This is a genomic window from Bacillus sp. FSL L8-0654 (assembly GCF_038629965.1).
In the GTDB taxonomy this organism is placed as follows: domain Bacteria; phylum Bacillota; class Bacilli; order Bacillales; family Bacillaceae; genus Bacillus; species Bacillus safensis.
In genome coordinates this window covers 1,728,765-1,744,582 of record NZ_CP152026.1, presented here as the reverse complement: position 1 = coordinate 1,744,582, position 15,818 = coordinate 1,728,765, and the positions used below count along the sequence as shown (strand labels likewise).

The 15,818-nt window shown below is 40.3% G+C and carries 21 protein-coding genes; 7 read left to right on the top strand and 14 right to left on the bottom strand.

All coding sequences use genetic code 11. The features are described 5' to 3' along the window. Positions 1-43 precede the first annotated feature (43 nt). The 3 genes from parC to MHH65_RS08815 all read right to left on the bottom strand — a co-directional run bounded on the left by parC (position 44) and on the right by MHH65_RS08815 (position 5,283). Positions 44-2,482 (bottom strand): DNA topoisomerase IV subunit A, encoded by a 2,439-nt coding sequence (gene parC / locus MHH65_RS08825; RefSeq protein WP_024427093.1) that lies wholly within the window; start codon positions 2,480-2,482, stop codon positions 44-46. Positions 2,483-2,484: 2 nt separating this feature from the next. Next, entirely contained in the window at positions 2,485-4,452 is a 1,968-nt protein-coding gene (parE, locus tag MHH65_RS08820) for a DNA topoisomerase IV subunit B (protein ID WP_024425148.1), read from the bottom strand. Positions 4,453-4,869: 417 nt separating this feature from the next. After that, positions 4,870-5,283 (bottom strand): CoA-binding protein, encoded by a 414-nt coding sequence (locus MHH65_RS08815; RefSeq protein WP_098676915.1) that lies wholly within the window; start codon positions 5,281-5,283, stop codon positions 4,870-4,872. A 154-nt stretch (positions 5,284-5,437) separates the two neighbouring features. On the opposite strand from MHH65_RS08815, the gene plsY reads away from it, so the two are divergent. Both plsY and MHH65_RS08805 read left to right on the top strand, forming a co-directional pair. Then, positions 5,438-6,019: a glycerol-3-phosphate 1-O-acyltransferase PlsY gene (gene plsY / locus MHH65_RS08810; RefSeq protein WP_024425146.1), complete on the top strand. Its 582-nt coding sequence runs from the start codon at positions 5,438-5,440 to the stop codon at positions 6,017-6,019. Between the two features lie 97 nt (positions 6,020-6,116). Continuing rightward, positions 6,117-6,404: a HesB/YadR/YfhF family protein gene (locus MHH65_RS08805; RefSeq protein ID WP_024425145.1), complete on the top strand. Its 288-nt coding sequence runs from the start codon at positions 6,117-6,119 to the stop codon at positions 6,402-6,404. 39 nt (positions 6,405-6,443) lie between these two features. Here the strand turns inward: MHH65_RS08805 and MHH65_RS08800 are convergent, their stop codons facing one another. The 7 genes from MHH65_RS08800 to acnA form a co-directional block, all read right to left on the bottom strand. After that, the gene (locus MHH65_RS08800; RefSeq protein ID WP_024427092.1) at positions 6,444-6,755 is read right to left on the bottom strand and encodes a hypothetical protein; all 312 of its coding nucleotides are present in this window, start codon (positions 6,753-6,755) and stop codon (positions 6,444-6,446) included. Positions 6,756-6,758: 3 nt separating this feature from the next. Then, entirely contained in the window at positions 6,759-7,181 is a 423-nt protein-coding gene (locus MHH65_RS08795) for a thioesterase family protein (RefSeq protein ID WP_024427091.1), read from the bottom strand. Between the two features lie 107 nt (positions 7,182-7,288). Further along, positions 7,289-7,531, bottom strand: a complete 243-nt coding sequence (gene tlp, locus MHH65_RS08790) for a small acid-soluble spore protein Tlp (RefSeq protein WP_024427090.1) — start codon at positions 7,529-7,531, stop codon at positions 7,289-7,291. A gap of 14 nt (positions 7,532-7,545) precedes the next feature. Next, positions 7,546-7,689 (bottom strand): acid-soluble spore protein N, encoded by a 144-nt coding sequence (locus MHH65_RS08785; RefSeq protein WP_008357830.1) that lies wholly within the window; start codon positions 7,687-7,689, stop codon positions 7,546-7,548. 51 nt (positions 7,690-7,740) lie between these two features. Continuing rightward, on the bottom strand, positions 7,741-7,911 hold the full coding sequence (locus MHH65_RS08780; protein WP_229137412.1) for an FbpB family small basic protein: 171 nt from the start codon (positions 7,909-7,911) through the stop codon (positions 7,741-7,743). 28 nt (positions 7,912-7,939) lie between these two features. After that, complete coding sequence (locus MHH65_RS08775) at positions 7,940-8,443, bottom strand: TlpA disulfide reductase family protein (protein ID WP_024425141.1); 504 nt, start codon at positions 8,441-8,443, stop codon at positions 7,940-7,942. Between the two features lie 66 nt (positions 8,444-8,509). Further along, on the bottom strand, positions 8,510-11,239 hold the full coding sequence (gene acnA / locus MHH65_RS08770; protein ID WP_098676914.1) for an aconitate hydratase AcnA: 2,730 nt from the start codon (positions 11,237-11,239) through the stop codon (positions 8,510-8,512). A 220-nt stretch (positions 11,240-11,459) separates the two neighbouring features. On the opposite strand from acnA, the gene sspO reads away from it, so the two are divergent. The 4 genes from sspO to MHH65_RS08750 all read left to right on the top strand — a co-directional run bounded on the left by sspO (position 11,460) and on the right by MHH65_RS08750 (position 12,963). After that, complete coding sequence (sspO, locus tag MHH65_RS08765) at positions 11,460-11,606, top strand: small acid-soluble spore protein O (protein WP_034283440.1); 147 nt, start codon at positions 11,460-11,462, stop codon at positions 11,604-11,606. Between the two features lie 16 nt (positions 11,607-11,622). Further along, on the top strand, positions 11,623-11,769 hold the full coding sequence (locus tag MHH65_RS08760) for a small acid-soluble spore protein P (RefSeq protein WP_003211331.1): 147 nt from the start codon (positions 11,623-11,625) through the stop codon (positions 11,767-11,769). A 101-nt stretch (positions 11,770-11,870) separates the two neighbouring features. Then, positions 11,871-12,272 (top strand): Hsp20/alpha crystallin family protein, encoded by a 402-nt coding sequence (locus MHH65_RS08755; protein ID WP_024425138.1) that lies wholly within the window; start codon positions 11,871-11,873, stop codon positions 12,270-12,272. 262 nt (positions 12,273-12,534) lie between these two features. Continuing rightward, the gene (locus MHH65_RS08750) at positions 12,535-12,963 is read left to right on the top strand and encodes a DUF2621 domain-containing protein (RefSeq protein WP_024427086.1); all 429 of its coding nucleotides are present in this window, start codon (positions 12,535-12,537) and stop codon (positions 12,961-12,963) included. 20 nt (positions 12,964-12,983) lie between these two features. Here the strand turns inward: MHH65_RS08750 and MHH65_RS08745 are convergent, their stop codons facing one another. Next, on the bottom strand, positions 12,984-13,466 hold the full coding sequence (locus tag MHH65_RS08745; protein WP_024425136.1) for a CcdC protein domain-containing protein: 483 nt from the start codon (positions 13,464-13,466) through the stop codon (positions 12,984-12,986). A gap of 94 nt (positions 13,467-13,560) precedes the next feature. Then, on the bottom strand, positions 13,561-14,268 hold the full coding sequence (locus tag MHH65_RS08740; protein ID WP_034283434.1) for a cytochrome c biogenesis protein CcdA: 708 nt from the start codon (positions 14,266-14,268) through the stop codon (positions 13,561-13,563). A 214-nt stretch (positions 14,269-14,482) separates the two neighbouring features. Here MHH65_RS08740 and MHH65_RS08735 point away from each other — a divergent pair, with 214 nt between their 5' ends. Next, the gene (locus tag MHH65_RS08735) at positions 14,483-14,650 is read left to right on the top strand and encodes an aspartyl-phosphate phosphatase Spo0E family protein (protein WP_008343814.1); all 168 of its coding nucleotides are present in this window, start codon (positions 14,483-14,485) and stop codon (positions 14,648-14,650) included. A 261-nt stretch (positions 14,651-14,911) separates the two neighbouring features. On the opposite strand, the gene MHH65_RS08730 is transcribed toward MHH65_RS08735, so the two are convergent. Together MHH65_RS08730 and sirA are read right to left on the bottom strand one after the other, a co-directional pair. Beyond that, on the bottom strand, positions 14,912-15,130 hold the full coding sequence (locus MHH65_RS08730) for a YneF family protein (RefSeq protein WP_003212379.1): 219 nt from the start codon (positions 15,128-15,130) through the stop codon (positions 14,912-14,914). An 84-nt stretch (positions 15,131-15,214) separates the two neighbouring features. After that, positions 15,215-15,661, bottom strand: a complete 447-nt coding sequence (gene sirA, locus MHH65_RS08725) for a sporulation inhibitor of replication protein SirA (RefSeq protein WP_024425134.1) — start codon at positions 15,659-15,661, stop codon at positions 15,215-15,217. Between the last annotated feature and the right edge of the window lie 157 nt (positions 15,662-15,818).

The following is a 15,818-nucleotide window of genomic DNA, read 5'->3' as shown; positions in this document are numbered from 1 at the left end:
TATAAAAGAAACCCCCTGCCAGTCGCAGGGGGTTTTCGTTTGCTTATTTATTGTCATCTGGTGCAGGCTCAGGTGTCAGAAGGACATGAGTCACTTCTCCCTGCTCTTCCTCATCTACAATAAATGATCCATTGCTATAGCGGTCATTTGCTCTTAAAGTAGAAATATCAAGTGGAATCGTTGTACCTTTTTCGGTATCTATCTCAAGTGTATCGTGCAGCGCTGCAGCGATCACAGCCACAATACGGTGCGGGTTTTTCTTTAATTCTCTCAGCATAAGAACTCCGCGTTTCGCTCTTGATGTTTTATCAAATTCAGAGAGGTTCATTCGCTTTACAGCCCCTCTTTGTGTCGTGAGCACAAGGACATCGTTTTTCGGATCAATGATCTGGCCAGAGACTACCTCGTCCCCTTCCTTCAAGTTGATTCCTTTGACGCCGGCCGCTCTCGGTCCAACAACACTTACTTCTTCTTCATCAAACCACAAACCGTAACCATTTTTCGTTGCAATAAACAATTCCTGCTGTCCTGTTGTGACATGAACATCGACGAGTTCATCGTCACCTTTTAGGTTCAAGGCAACAAGCGGTTTCGAATAACGCTGCGCTTTATATTGAAGAAGCTCCGTTTTCTTCACCATTCCGCCTTTCGTAAAGAATAAAAGATATGACGTTTCATCAAATTCTTTTATTGGAATGGCTTTTTGGATTGATTCCTCGCGATCAATCGAAATGATATTCGTAATATGCTGCCCCATGTCTTTCCAGCGTATATCTGGCAGCTGGTGAACAGGACAATAAATGTAGCTTCCTTTATTCGTAAACAGCAGAAGAACATCCGTTGTATTCATTTCAAACTGATGAATCAACCGGTCAGTATCCTTCATGCCAAAGTCCTTACCGTTAGAGGCAGCATAGGAGCGCTGGCTTGTTCGCTTAATGTAACCATCCTTCGTGACTGTCACATAAACATCCTCTGATGCGATCATCACTTCAAGGTTAATCTTAATTTCTTCGATTTTTTCCTCAATAACGGATCTTCTCTCATCAGCATATGTCTTTTTGAGCTTTTTCAGGCTGTTTGTAATGACCTTCAGCAGCTTTTTCTCGTTCGCTAAAATGTCTTCAAGCTCTGCTATGCGCACATCTAGCTCTCTTGCTTCGTCTCTTAATTGCGTAATATCTGTATTCGTTAAACGATATAACTGGAGTGAAACAATCGCTTCTGATTGTGCTTCTGTAAAGTCATATTTGGCCATCAAGTTGTTCTTTGCATCACGTTTATCATTAGAGGAGCGGATTGTGGCAATAACTTCATCTAAGATGGAAAGTGCCTTAATTAATCCGTCTACAATATGGTGGCGTTCTTTCGCTTTTCGAAGCTCGTACGCTGAGCGGTTCGTCACCACTTCTTTTTGATGGGCAATATATGCATCTAGTACAGTGGTGAGCGTCATTAAGGTCGGTCTTCGATTATGTATCGCTACCATATTAAAGTTATATGGGATTTGCAGATCTGAGTTTTTATATAAGAAATTCAGCACACCATTTGCATCTGCTTCTTTTTTCAGCTCTACTACGATTCGAAGCCCAGTACGGTCTGTCTCATCTCGGACCTCTGAAATGCCTTCTACTTTTCTTTCAATTCGGAACTCGTCCATCTTTTTGACAAGATTGGCTTTATTCACTTCGTAAGGAATTTCTGTGATGACGATTTGCTGGCGTCCGCCGCGGATGGTTTCAATCTCCGCTTTGCCTCGAATCATAATCTTTCCTTTTCCTGTTTCATACGCCTTCTTAATACCGTCTACACCTTGAATGATACCGCCTGTTGGGAAATCTGGCCCTTTGATGACCGTCATTAAATCCTCAACCGTACAATGCGGCTGTTCGATTCGTTTAATAACGCCATCAATGACTTCTCCCAAGTGATGCGGAGGGATATCTGTGGCATAGCCGGCTGAAATCCCTGTTGATCCGTTCACAAGAAGGTTTGGGAACATCGCTGGTAATACAACGGGCTCTTTACTTGTATCATCAAAGTTTGCGACAAATTCGACGGTTTCCTTGTCTAAGTCCTTTAAAAGCTCTGAAGCAATAGCAGACAGCCTTGCTTCCGTATAACGCATGGCAGCAGGCGGATCACCATCGATACTCCCGTTATTCCCGTGCATCTCAATCAGTACATTTCGTACTTTCCACTCCTGACTCATTCTTACCATCGCTTCATAAACAGATGAGTCTCCGTGCGGGTGATAGTTACCAATCACGTTACCGACTGTTTTAGCGGCTTTACGGAAGTTTTTATCCTGCGTATTTCCTTCTGCATACATCGCATATAAAATTCTTCGTTGTACAGGTTTTAGTCCATCACGTGCATCTGGAAGCGCACGGTCTTGGATAATATATTTACTATAGCGGCCAAATCGGTCGCCGATTACTTCTTCTAATGGTAAATCATGAAATCGTTCTTGTTGTGCCATGTTTAAACCTCCTCAGCTAGCGACAAGTTTTCATTTTCAAGAATGTTGCTTTCCTCATCAAGTCCAAAGGCGACATTCTTTTCAATCCATTTACGGCGTGGTTCTACTTTGTCACCCATTAGAGTTGTGACGCGGCGTTCCACACGTGCAGCATCATCAATTTTGACCCTGACAAGTGTTCTCGATTCTGGATTCATTGTCGTTTCCCATAGCTGGTCGGCATTCATTTCACCTAACCCTTTGTAGCGCTGAATCGTGTACCCTTTTCCAACTTTCTTCAAAACGTCATCCATTTCTTCATCAGACCATGCGTACTCAATGATTTCTTTTTTCCCTGAGCCTTTGCTGACTTTATATAAAGGCGGGAGTGCAATAAACACTTTGCCATGCTCAATCAGCGGCTTCATATAGCGGTAGAAGAATGTTAAGAGAAGCACTTGAATATGCGCTCCATCCGTATCCGCATCTGTCATGATCACGATTTTGTCATAATTGATGTCTTCTACATTAAAATCGACACCGACGCCTCCACCAATTGCATGAATAATGGTGTTGATTTCTTCGTTTTTGAAAATATCAGCAAGCTTTGCTTTTTCTGTATTGATGACCTTTCCGCGCAGCGGCAGCACTGCCTGGAATTTACGGTCGCGCCCCTGTTTTGCTGACCCGCCCGCTGAGTCACCCTCTACTAGGTATAGTTCGTTTCTTGCTGGGTTTCTAGATTGGGCAGGTGTTAATTTTCCGCTCAGCGTGGCTTCAGACTTTTTCCTTTTCTTGCCGCTCCTTGCCTCTTCACGGGCTTTTCTAGCAGCCTCTCTTGCCTGCTGCGCTTTAATCGCTTTTTTCACGAGAAGAGTGGCTGTTTCCCGGTTTTCTTCAAGGAAATACGCAAGTTTTTCAGAAATAACAGCATCAACAGCTGAACGTGCCTCACTTGTCCCAAGCTTTCCTTTTGTCTGCCCTTCAAATTGAAGCAGCTCTTCAGGAATTCTGACAGAAATAATAGCAGACAGTCCTTCGCGAATATCAGTGCCTTCTAAATTTTTGTCTTTTTCTTTTAAAAGAGCGACTTTGCGAGCATATTCGTTAAAGGCTCTCGTCATGGCCGTTTTGGCACCAGACTCATGTGTTCCGCCATCTTTTGTTCTGACGTTATTAACGAAAGAAAGGATATTTTCCGAATAGCCATCATTAAATTGAAAAGCAAAATCTACTTCAATGGACTGATGCTCTCCTTCAAATGAGACGACTTCACTCAGAACATCTTTTTCTTCATTTAAATAAGCAACAAAGGCTTCAATGCCTGTCTCATAATAAAACGTTTCTTGTACATCATGCCGTTCATCGATCAGCTCTATTTTTAACCCTTTTAATAAAAAGGCAGATTCTCTTAAACGCTCTGATAATGTATCGAAATTATAGGTCGTAACACTGAACATGGTAGGGTCCGGCTTAAAATGAATCAGTGTCCCCGTTTTTTTCGATTTTCCGATTTTTTCGAGTGATGTGACAGGTTTACCGCCGTTTTCAAACCGCTGATGATAAATAAATCCGTCACGTTCAATTGTGACAGTGAGCCATTCTGACAGCGCGTTCACAACAGATGCCCCAACTCCGTGAAGTCCACCACTTGTTTTATATCCGCCTTGACCAAATTTTCCGCCAGCGTGCAGGACCGTTAAAATGATCTCAGGTGTCGGTTTTCCAAGCTTATGCATACCAGTAGGCATTCCACGCCCTTTATCTTGGACGGAAATGCTGTTATCTTTATGTATTTTGACAATGATATGATCTCCATGGCCAGCGAGCACTTCATCGACAGAGTTGTCTACAATCTCATAGACAAGGTGATGAAGACCGCGCGAATCCGTAGATCCAATATACATCCCTGGACGTTTACGGACCGCTTCAAGCCCCTCTAGCACCTGAATAGAATCATCGTTATAATCTACTTGCTGCTTTTTAACCAAATGCTTAATCCCCTTTCACTAACAAACATAACCGGCTAATCATCAAATGATCTCTCTAGATTTTAATGATGATCATGCTGCTCATTACTGTCCACTTTAATAAGCTGCATCATCATCATGCATGTGTCATTCACCAATACATGCTCTTTTGCACAGCTATGAGAATCATTCTACATTCTGCAATCAGAACTAGAAGTCCATTATAAACAAGACTGTTTCATAAGCCAAATGCAATCATATGATGGTTTTAGCAAAACAGAACAAATGTTCTATATTTATCTTATCGCTCTTTTTCTCGATATGCAAGGCCGCCGATATGTCCCTGTCGCCTTATTTTATCGCTTTCTTTCAGAATCGCAAATATATTTCTGCAACAAAAAAGCAAAAATCCTTGAAAAACCAAGGATTTTTGACGATTTAATGAGTTTTTGTCATCGCATGAGCCACCTTGATACATAAATCCATGATGGCGACCTTGCCATTTTCCTCAATCAGCCTTTTCGCTTCTTCGTGATATATGCCTTGCTGCGCCCAAAAAACAGGTGCGTCTATTTCGAGAAACTCTTCTGCCACCTCTGGTAAAAACTCTGAACGTCTAAAGACATTGACAATATCAACAGGCTCTTTTATATCTTTTAAAGAATCGACTGCTTTCACACCGAGTGCTTCATCGATCGTTGGATTCACTGGGATCATCTCATACCCGGCATCCTGCATCGCCTTAGACACCATATAAGACGTCCGGTGCGGCTGATCTGATAATCCAACAACAGCAATTCGTTTACTGCTTTTTAATATACGGCCGATTTCTTCTTTCGTAGGATTGTTCATCAAGACACTCCTTTTCCTCCATTTTAGCGAATTTCTGCTTAAAAACAAAGCTGAATCCATCTGCTTTCGATTTTTTCAAAAAAAGTTCCCCATGTTTTTCACAAGATCATGTTAAAATGTAAGACAAGAGGGAGAATATAAAGGAGTTATGCAGATGTTAATTGCTTTGATGTTTATTTTGGCTTATCTTCTCGGCAGTATTCCATCCGGTCTCATTGTCGGGAAAGCTGCAAAGGGTATCGATATCCGTGAACATGGCAGCGGAAACCTAGGTGCGACGAATGCATTTCGTACACTTGGCGTAAAAGCAGGGTCTATTGTGATTACTGCTGATATCCTAAAAGGGACGCTTGCTTCAGCTTTACCGTTTTTCATGCAGCTGGACATCCATCCCTTATTAGCAGGAGTTGCTGCTGTTATCGGTCACAGCTTTCCTGTCTTTGCAAAATTTAAAGGGGGAAAGGCAGTCGCTACATCAGGCGGTGTGCTGCTATTTTATGCCCCATTCCTATTTATCACGATGATCGCTGCTTTTTTCTTATTTTTATACATTAGTAAATATGTTTCACTATCATCTATGCTGACCGGGATCTATACATTCATTTACAGCATATTCACCAAAGACCTATTCTTAATCATTGTTGTTGCCGTTCTTGCTGGCTTTGTGATCTACAGACACATCGCCAACCTCAAACGAATTCTCAACAAAACTGAACCGAAAATCAAATGGCTCTAGCCGTTTCATCCATTTAAATATGTGGTAAAAGTAAAGAAAAGCTGTTTTTGCATCCTGCATTTTAAAAACAGCATGACTTCAAAAAGGGGCGATCACATTGAAATTAACGATAAAAGAAGATGCACTCAATTGGTACAAGGATGAATTAGATTTAGAAAAAGGTGATCAAGTTCGCTTTTTTGTGAGATATGGCGGGTGCAGTAATGTACAAAAAGGCTTTTCTCTCGGCGTCGCAAAAGATGAACCTCAAAATGCCGGCGCAACCGCTGAAATAGAAGGTATTACTTTCTTTATTGAGGAAAGTGATATTTGGTACTTTGACAACCATGATCTGCATATTGATTATAACGAGTCCGTGAAAGAACCAGAATTTCATTATGAATAAACAAAAAAGATACCTCATCCCTCGGGTATCTTTTTTGTTTTACACTTCAATATACAGCCCATACTCCTGAATGTTCCCTAAAGATCGTTCCTTTTGCAGAATTCTTTTTTGCGGCTCACCGATCAAGTCAAAATGAGGAAACCCTTCGCGGTCATGAATCCATTCTTTTTTTAGTCCATGTCTTTCTCCCCACTCAACTAACCGCTTCATATCCTGACAGGCTGCTTTTGTGACAGTATTGGCATTTGGAAAACGGTCATCGAGCCAGTAGTGAGTTAAAAAAGCAACTTTGCCTTGCTTGACAGCTGATTTCCAAGCGTTTAAATCGCTTCGTTTAATACCAAAAGCCATAAATTAAACCCGCTTCTTCGACTGTTCATATACTTTATGCCAGGCAGGAAAGGCTTTTCTAAATTGAATAGGTCTAAAGGTGTCTTTATCCACACATATATGTGAGGTTGTCCCTGTAATCGCTGTTTGTCCATCAGGTTTTTGAATTTCATAGCCATACACCGTTTTGACACCATTATATTCTTCAATCCATGTATGAACGGTTGCTGTTTCACCGTACAGCAATGGTTTTTTATATTGAACCTGCAAGTCTATCACAGGTGCAAGAGCACCATCTGCTTCTAGCTGCGCATAGGAAAACCCTAATTCTTTAATCAATGCTGTTCTGCCGACTTCCATCCAAATTAAATAATTGGCATGATACACGATGCCCATTTGATCTGTTTCTGCATAACGGACTTCTATTTCTTTTTTGGATACATACACGTTTTCATCGCTCTCCTATCAAAACCTAAGGTCTGTCTCTGCCATTTTACCACATTCCAAATGGTTCTTCTAAAAAGAGGCAATAAAATAAACCAGGAATCCCTGGTTTATTCGGTATAGCCATTCTTTCTTGCCGCTTCTTCGTCCTTGATCTCAGAACGCATCGCGTCAATACTCATTTTGCGGTTTTCGTTTTTTTGTTTGATCATTTGCTTTTCTGTCTCTGTCGAAACGGACATCGCTGCTTCAGATTCATCGATGTTGTCAAGTGTGTTCTCGATCATATCTTGCAGCTTTTCAACATTATCAGAACGATCATCTGGATTGGATTGATATGACTCGTTATTCATGATGATTCCCCTCCTTATTCGCCCTTCGTCTGTATCACATCAGGCTGTTCATTTGATTTATTATGCATCTTTTTACCTTTATTCCGTTTGTATGCTACAGGTTTTGTCCCTAAATGGTCTGGTGTAAACTGCGCTTGTTTATCATGCTCTCTACCCATTATTCATCCCTCCCTCTTCTTTAGGATGAACGAAAACGGATAATTCATAACTTATTTCTGTCTAAATCGCTCTTCCAACTTTTCTTCAAGCTGGTTTAAAAATTCCTCATTGCTTAATAATTCTTTTTTATTTTCAAGCACAAGCTCTTCAAATGTGCGTCGTTTTCTTCTTCTCATTTCACTCACCTCCATATATGTATGATTACATTTTCGCCAAAACATTTAGAAAATAAGCAAAAGAGCTGAATCATTATAGATCCAGCTCTTTTTCAATTTCTTTTTTTGTCAGCATTTGATGCTTCACAGACATGATGCGTCCTTTTTCATCTAATATGTATGTCGTTGGGTATGAAAGCACCTGATATCTTGCTTGAATGCCTTTTTGGTCCAATAAAACAGGAAAGCTCACCTTTAATTCTTTTGTGAATGCTGCCACATGATCCACACTCTTTTCAGTGGTCGTTAAATTCACTGCTAGTACTTCAACTTGGTCATTTTCGCTCCTAATCGCGTCTAGATCCGGCATTTCCGTCCTGCACGGCTTACACCATGTCGCCCAGAAATTGACGAGCACCTTTTTCCCTCGGTAATCAGATAACGAGGCGGTTTTGCCATCAAGGGTTTTCAGTTCAAAATCAGGGGCTTGATCACCTTTTTCAAGACCGATTGCGGGCTCTTTTGGCCCAAATAAATTCCACGCAAGTAAACCAATCAACACAAGTAAAACAGCGCTTGCCATTCCTTTTTTCCACATGATTGATCCTCCACTATTTTAAAAAAGAAGAGAAAGCTGTTGGATCGCCTTCTCTTCTTTGCTGTATTAGTTGCTTGCCAATTTTTCGCGAAGTACCATTTGAAGGATACCGCCATGACGATAGTAGTCAATTTCGACTTCACTGTCAAAGCGAACCACCACTTCAAACGTTTTCTCGTTTCCATCTGTGTCAATTGCTTTCACAGTGACGAGATCACGTGGACGAACTGTTTCGTCAACATGAACTTCAAATGTTTCTGTTCCTGTTAGACCATGAGTTTCTGCACTTTCTCCATCTTTAAACTGCAGAGGAAGTACGCCCATGAAGACAAGGTTACTTCTGTGGATACGCTCAAAGCTTTCAGCTAGAACAAATTTAATTCCAAGAAGGTTTGTTCCTTTAGCAGCCCAGTCACGTGAAGAACCCATTCCGTAGTCTTTACCTGCTAAGATCGCAAGACCTGTTCCATCCTCTTTATAACGCATGCATGCATCATAAATCGATGTCACTTCACCAGTTGGCCAGTAAGTTGTATAACCGCCTTCTGTTCCTGGTGCAATTTGGTTCTTAATACGGATGTTTGCAAAAGTACCTCTCATCATAACATGGTGGTTACCACGGCGAGATCCATATGAGTTAAAGTCTCTAGGCGATACGCCTCTTTCTTGCAAGTATTTGCCCGCCGGTGTGTCCTTACCAATCGCTCCAGCAGGAGAAATATGGTCAGTTGTGACAGAGTCACCGAACTTCGCAACGACGCGCAAGCCTTTAAGCGGTTCAACTTTTCCAGGTTCAACTGATAGGTTTTCAAAGAATGGCGGGTTATCAATGTATGTGGAATTTTCATCCCATTTATACAATGCATCATCCGTCGTTTTAATTTCATTCCAGCGGTCATTGTTGTCAAAAACAGTTTCATACTCTGAACGGAATAGCTCAGGTGTGACAGTGCTCTTAACGACGCTGTTGATTTCATCCATTGATGGCCAAATGTCATTGAAATAAACGTTCTCGCCATTTTTATCGACACCGATAGGATCTTTTGTTAAATCAATATTCACCGTACCAGCAAGTGCATAAGCCACAACTAATGGTGGAGATGCAAGGTAGTTCCCTTTCACAAGCGGATGAATACGACCTTCAAAGTTACGGTTACCTGATAAAACAGAAGTGATCAGCAGATCATTTTCAGAGACTGCATCTTCAATTTCTTTCTCAAGCGGTCCGGAGTTTCCGATACATGTTGTACAGCCATATCCAACAATGTTAAATCCGAGGTCTTTTAAATATGGAAGAAGTCCCGAATTCACAAGGTACCCTGTTACAACTTTAGAACCCGGCGCTAGTGACGTTTTCACGTAGTTCGGCACTTTCATACCGAGCTCGCTTGCTTTCTTCGCAACAAGACCTGCTCCGATTAACACGTATGGGTTCGATGTATTCGTACAGCTCGTAATCGCTGCAATCGCAATCGCACCTGTCTTCATCACAGCTTTTTCACCGTTTGCAAGATCAAATTCGATTTGTTTATCAAGCTCTGATTTATCTAAGCCAAACCCTTGGTTACCAGCTGGGCTTTCGATGTGTTTATGGAACGTCTCTTTCATTTGAGAAAGTGGAATCAAATCTTGTGGACGTTTAGGACCAGATAAGTTTGACTCAATTTTAGAAAGATCAATTTCCACAACATCAGTAAAAATTGGTTCTTCTGCATCTGGCGTATAGAATAAGCCATTTGCACGAGAATATTCCTCAACGATATTAATTTGCTCTTCATCACGTCCAGTAAGGCGCAGGTAAGCAAGCGCTTCTTCATCTACTGGGAAGAATCCGCAAGTAGCGCCGTATTCTGGCGCCATGTTCGCAATGGTTGCACGATCTGCTAACGGCAATTGTGCAACACCCGGTCCGAAGAACTCAACGAACTTGTTCACTACGCCTTTTTCACGAAGGACTTGTGTGACTTTTAATGCAAGGTCAGTTGCAGTTGTTCCATTTGGAAGCTCTCCAACTAATTTAGCACCAATCACTTCTGGTACTGGGAAGTATGAAGGTTGACCAAGCATACCAGCTTCCGCTTCGATACCGCCAACGCCCCATCCAAGTACACCGATACCGTTAATCATCGTTGTATGAGAGTCAGTTCCAACTAATGTATCTGGGTAAGTGATGATCTCGCCATCTTCTTCAATCGCATGAACAACACTTGCAAGATACTCTAAGTTCACTTGGTGAACAATTCCTGTTGCAGGCGGGACAGCTTGATAGTTATTAAACGCTTTCTTTGCCCAGCTAAGGAAGTTATAACGCTCTGCGTTACGTTCGAACTCTAAATCCATGTTAAAGTTTAATGCATCTTCAGTTCCAGCTTTATCAACTTGTACTGAGTGGTCAATCACAAGGTCAACTGGAATTTCAGGGTTGATTTTATCCGGGTCCCCGCCTACATCTGCCATTGCTTTTCTTAAAGAAGCAAGGTCAACGACAGCTGGTACACCCGTGAAGTCTTGTAAAATAACACGAGAAGGTTTAAACGGAACATCAATTTCTTTTACCTCGGCAGTTCCCCATTTTGCCAAGTTTTCAACGTGTTCCTTCTTGATCACTCTACCGTCTACTTGGCGAAGCACTGATTCTAAAAGTACCTTAATGGAATAAGGCAGCTTAGAAACATTTCCGATTCCTTGTTTCTCTAGTGCTTCTAACGAATAATAGTGATACGTTTTCCCATTTGTCGAAAACGTTTTTCTAGATTGAAAAGCGTCTTGTTTAGCGACTTGCTGCTGTTTCGACATGTCCAAAATCCCCCTTTTGATGATCAAGATCAATTTCAATTCTCAGAAAAATCGTCGTATTTCACCACAATTTTCTCACAATTTCATCTTAAAACAAATTCATACATAAGTAAATAACAATGCTTTTATTAAATTCAATAAGTTTAACTTATCATTAGGAAATGATTACTCTTCATAAACGAAGCGGGGCGGGCTCATACTACAAATGAGGTGATAAAACATGACAAAACGCAAAGCTAATCATGTCATTAATGGCATGAACGCAGCCAAAAGCCAGGGTAATGGCGCAGGCTATACGGAAGATGATCAGCTCGTTTTAACAGAAGAACAAAGACAAAACAATAAAAAACGTAAAAAGAATCAATAAGAAGGAGCCAAACATCATGACGAATAAAAACACAGGGAAAGACATCCGTCAAAACTCTCCTAAGGAGCATCAAGGCGGTCAGCCTGAGCCGTTATCAGGCAGTAAAAAAGTGAAAAACCGCAACCATACAAGACAAAAGCACAATTCTCATCATGATATGTAATTAATCCCCTCTCATCCCGTGACACACGGGATGTTTTAGGTCTTTCACACATTTCCATTTTCATCATATGATTTATTATGAGATGTGATGGAGGAGTGTTTATGGAGAATGAAAAGCAATCGAATTCCTCTGATTTTATTGAAATAGATGATTGGCTCAATGTTTTAATGGATGATCCATTTGCCTGGTATGATGAACACCTCCCAATTGATCTTTATGAAACAAGCCGTGATTATATTATCGAAATCGATGTCTCCACCTTATCGATCACTGATGTAAAGCTGACCTTCGCTGGACATGAGCTGACGTTGACTTACACAGTACAGCATCCAAATGGTGAAGGCGAACAGCCAATTGAAAAAAGCGTGATGCTCCCTTTTTATTTAAACGACAAAGACATTGAAACAGATTATGAAAACCGAATCATATCGATAAAAATTAAAAAATGTTCCGACCATCCAAACGGTGCATTTTCCTTTCAAATCCCGCACTTCAAACATTAAGAGCCCACCTTTATATAGGTGGGCTCTCTTCCCGTTCGTTTCAAGTCAATACCTTTTGCGAACCACCATGGCCAAATAGTAGAGTCGCTATATGATAAAGTATTCTTTTTCTACTAATTGGTTTGGGTCATTCTAGTAAATGGGCGGCTATCAATGAAAAAGGGCGTTTATAGAGAAAATAGACATACATTTTTGTTATTTTCTTCTATCCTCTCTTCATGTAATATAAAATAGAGAGATAAGGGGTATAAGGAGTGAGAACATGTTAAGCGGCTGGTTTTTGTGGTTCATTTTATTTTGGGGTACAGTGATGATCGGATTACTCGCAATCGGTGGCTTTTTTATGTTTCGTAAATTTTTAAAACGATTGCCAAAGGAAGATGGGAAATCAGAGCTTGATTGGCAGGATGAATATATTCAAAAGAGCCTTCACCTATGGCGGGATGAGGACAAACAGCTGTTAAATGAACTCGTATTACCTGTGCCAGAGCTGTTTAGAGATGTTGCCAAAGAGAAAATTGCGGGTAAAATTGGCGAGCTGGCATTAAAAGAACAGGCTGCCAGCATTAATTTAGACTTAATCATTCGCGGCTACATTATGGCCACACCAAAGAGGGATCATAAGTTTTTACTGAAGCGCCTTCAAGAAAAAAACATTGATCACTCGCCATATGAATCGTTATTAAAATAACCTCCTTTAAAAAAGGAGGTTTAATTCATTTGGATCTGCTGCGGATCTAATTGTTTAGACAGCTTTCTAAACGATAAATACATGGCAACCCGCCAAGGCACGATCATGCCAAAGGCAAGAATCCAAAACATCCCGCTTAATGAACCATAATCAATAGAAGAGCTTAGGATGGTCTTCATCCCGATACGAAGGACAAGAAGTCCAATGAGAATGAACACAAATGCTTTCGACCGTTTTAAGTAGATGTCATTGCCTCTAATTTCAAACTTCGATGTTTTGATTAAAAATATAGAGAAAAACATCCCCACTGTGATCGCTTCTAGAAATTCAGCTCCAGTTACTCGAAACATAGGAACAAAAAACATCAATGCGCCAGTGCTCATGAAAATAGGAGGTAAAATAATTTTTTTCGCAGTTGCAGGTTTTGCAGATGACTTAATGCGAATAAACATGACGGCCACCGCCATACATACCGCAATTATAGAAGAGATCAAGATCATCATATCAAATCATTCCTTTATTCTTTAAGGTCAGCCTATGTATAATATACTCCAATTGACGAAAAAAAACCATTCGCCGCGACTGTAGAAAACGATTTCAAAAGCCTGTAAAGCCGCCAAACAATGATGAGAACATGATGATAATCCATGTTAGAAGATCAAAGAACAGCAAAATCCCTACCACAATCATAATGATTCCGCCAATTCGCATGATGAGCTGCTGACGTTTTCTGATCCACGCCATTTTCGTAATGAAAAAGGAGAGAATAAAAAACGGGACGGCAAATCCGAATACATACGCAATCATATACATGACAGCCGACTCAGGATTGTTACTCGCCAGTGTGATGACAGCGGATAAAATAGGTCCTGTACAAGGTGTCCATCCAGCGGCAAAGCCCATTCCGATGAGAATGGATCCAAAAAAACCAGCAGGACGGTTTTTGAACTGGATTCTCTTTTCGCCCATGAGGAAAGAGGGCTTGAATACGCCAAGAGTCATAAAACCAAAGAAAATAATGAGGATGGCTCCAATTTGACGAATCGCTTGATGATAATCATTAAAAAACTTTCCGACAAACGATGTCCCAAAGCCAATCGCAATAAATATAATAGAGAACCCAACTAAAAAGAATAAAGTATGAAGCAGACTTCTTCTTCTCAGCATCACCTTCTCGGATTTCACTTCATCTATACTAACGCCCGTAATATACGATAAAAATGCTGGATAAAGCGGCAGACAGCACGGTGAAATAAAAGAAAGAAATCCTGCTCCAAATGCTAAAAAGTAATTCAAATCTGTCAAAAGAACACCCCCTTCTTACAATATACAATAAGAGATGACAAAATCATTTCATTTTTTTTACATCACCTCAATAAAGATGGTCTATTCTCTTAAAACCTTATATAATTTAATTTGACATCAAGATAATGAATCCTTTAAATTTGAAAATAAACCTTAAAATGGATATAATAGAATCGATTCTTTTTATCAAGATTTGCATGAAAGGAACATGACTTTGGTAAAAACATCATTATTAACTCAAATCGAAGAAAAAAGAGAAGAGCTGATGAAAGTTGTCTTGCATAATGGGATGACATCAACAGTGACCATCGAACATAGCCAGCAGCTAGATCATCTCCTCTTACAATATCAACGACACTTACACTCAAACTCAGCCAACTAATCATACTTCATGATATCAAACATGCCGCACCATTTTTAGAACAGTTGATATGTGTGACCATAAACGAAACAAAAACCTCTGACATAGGGGTTTTTTGTTTTTCACATACTCTTGACGCCATAATAAAAACCACCTTCCCTGCTTCATTCATGCAAGTACAGTGGTTTTAAGCGTCTGATGAAGGTGAATTGAATAAAGAAAGGACAACGCTTGTCCATTCTTTAAAACCATGTTCCATCTATGATCATAATATCGTACGTATTATTTCGCTTGGTTGTTCATGGCTTTCATCATTTGATTGATTTTCTTCTGGGACGGTTTCATGCCCATTTGCATCATCATCATTCGAAGCATTTGTTCATTAATCGGTGGATTCTTTTTCAAATAGCTCATCATATACTTACGAGCAATAAAGAATCCGAGTGCAACTCCTGCAAGCAGTGCAACAACGCCTACAAGGATGACAACCCATAAATCCATAATTCTTCCTCCTTCATGTTGTCTCGTATAAAGTGTACTAAACAAAAGGCTATTATACAACATTTCACGTTCAATTTTATTTTTTTAAACAAAATTCCTCACTTTTACTGGATTGAGCCATCCGTGTTTCTTTGAACTAAAGTCCATCGCAAGAAAACAAGGGCTGATTTTTCTCAGCACTTCAAAAAACACCGCTTCTGCCTCATAACTGCCAGTGGCAGACATTTGAATATACCGGTCTTTAATAATAAATGCTGCAGTTCCTTTTCCATCTGGTAAGGAAGCGCTGTAAATCGAGCCTATTTGTGTATAGTGAATGTTCGTTAAGTTATTCATTAGACGCTGGTGCATATGAAAAGCAGGGATTCGTTTCGTCACATAATCCACTTGCTTCACAAGCATAACCAACTCATCGTCAGTGCGGTTCGTCCAATGTAACGACTCAAACAAATGAAACAAAATCGATTCTCTGCCAAAATAGTGATGCGCAAATTCATCCTCAATCCAATAAATATAATAATGACGTTCCATGTCTATCCCTTCCTTTCACATTTCGTCAATCTCGTTTATTGCTTGTATTATACAAAAATGTGAAAGAAAGAATTGTCTATATATGAAGCAAGAAGAAACTAGTTTTGTCAAAAAAACAAGAAAAAAGAAAAAAGTTTGCAGAGCGGATGAAAATGCT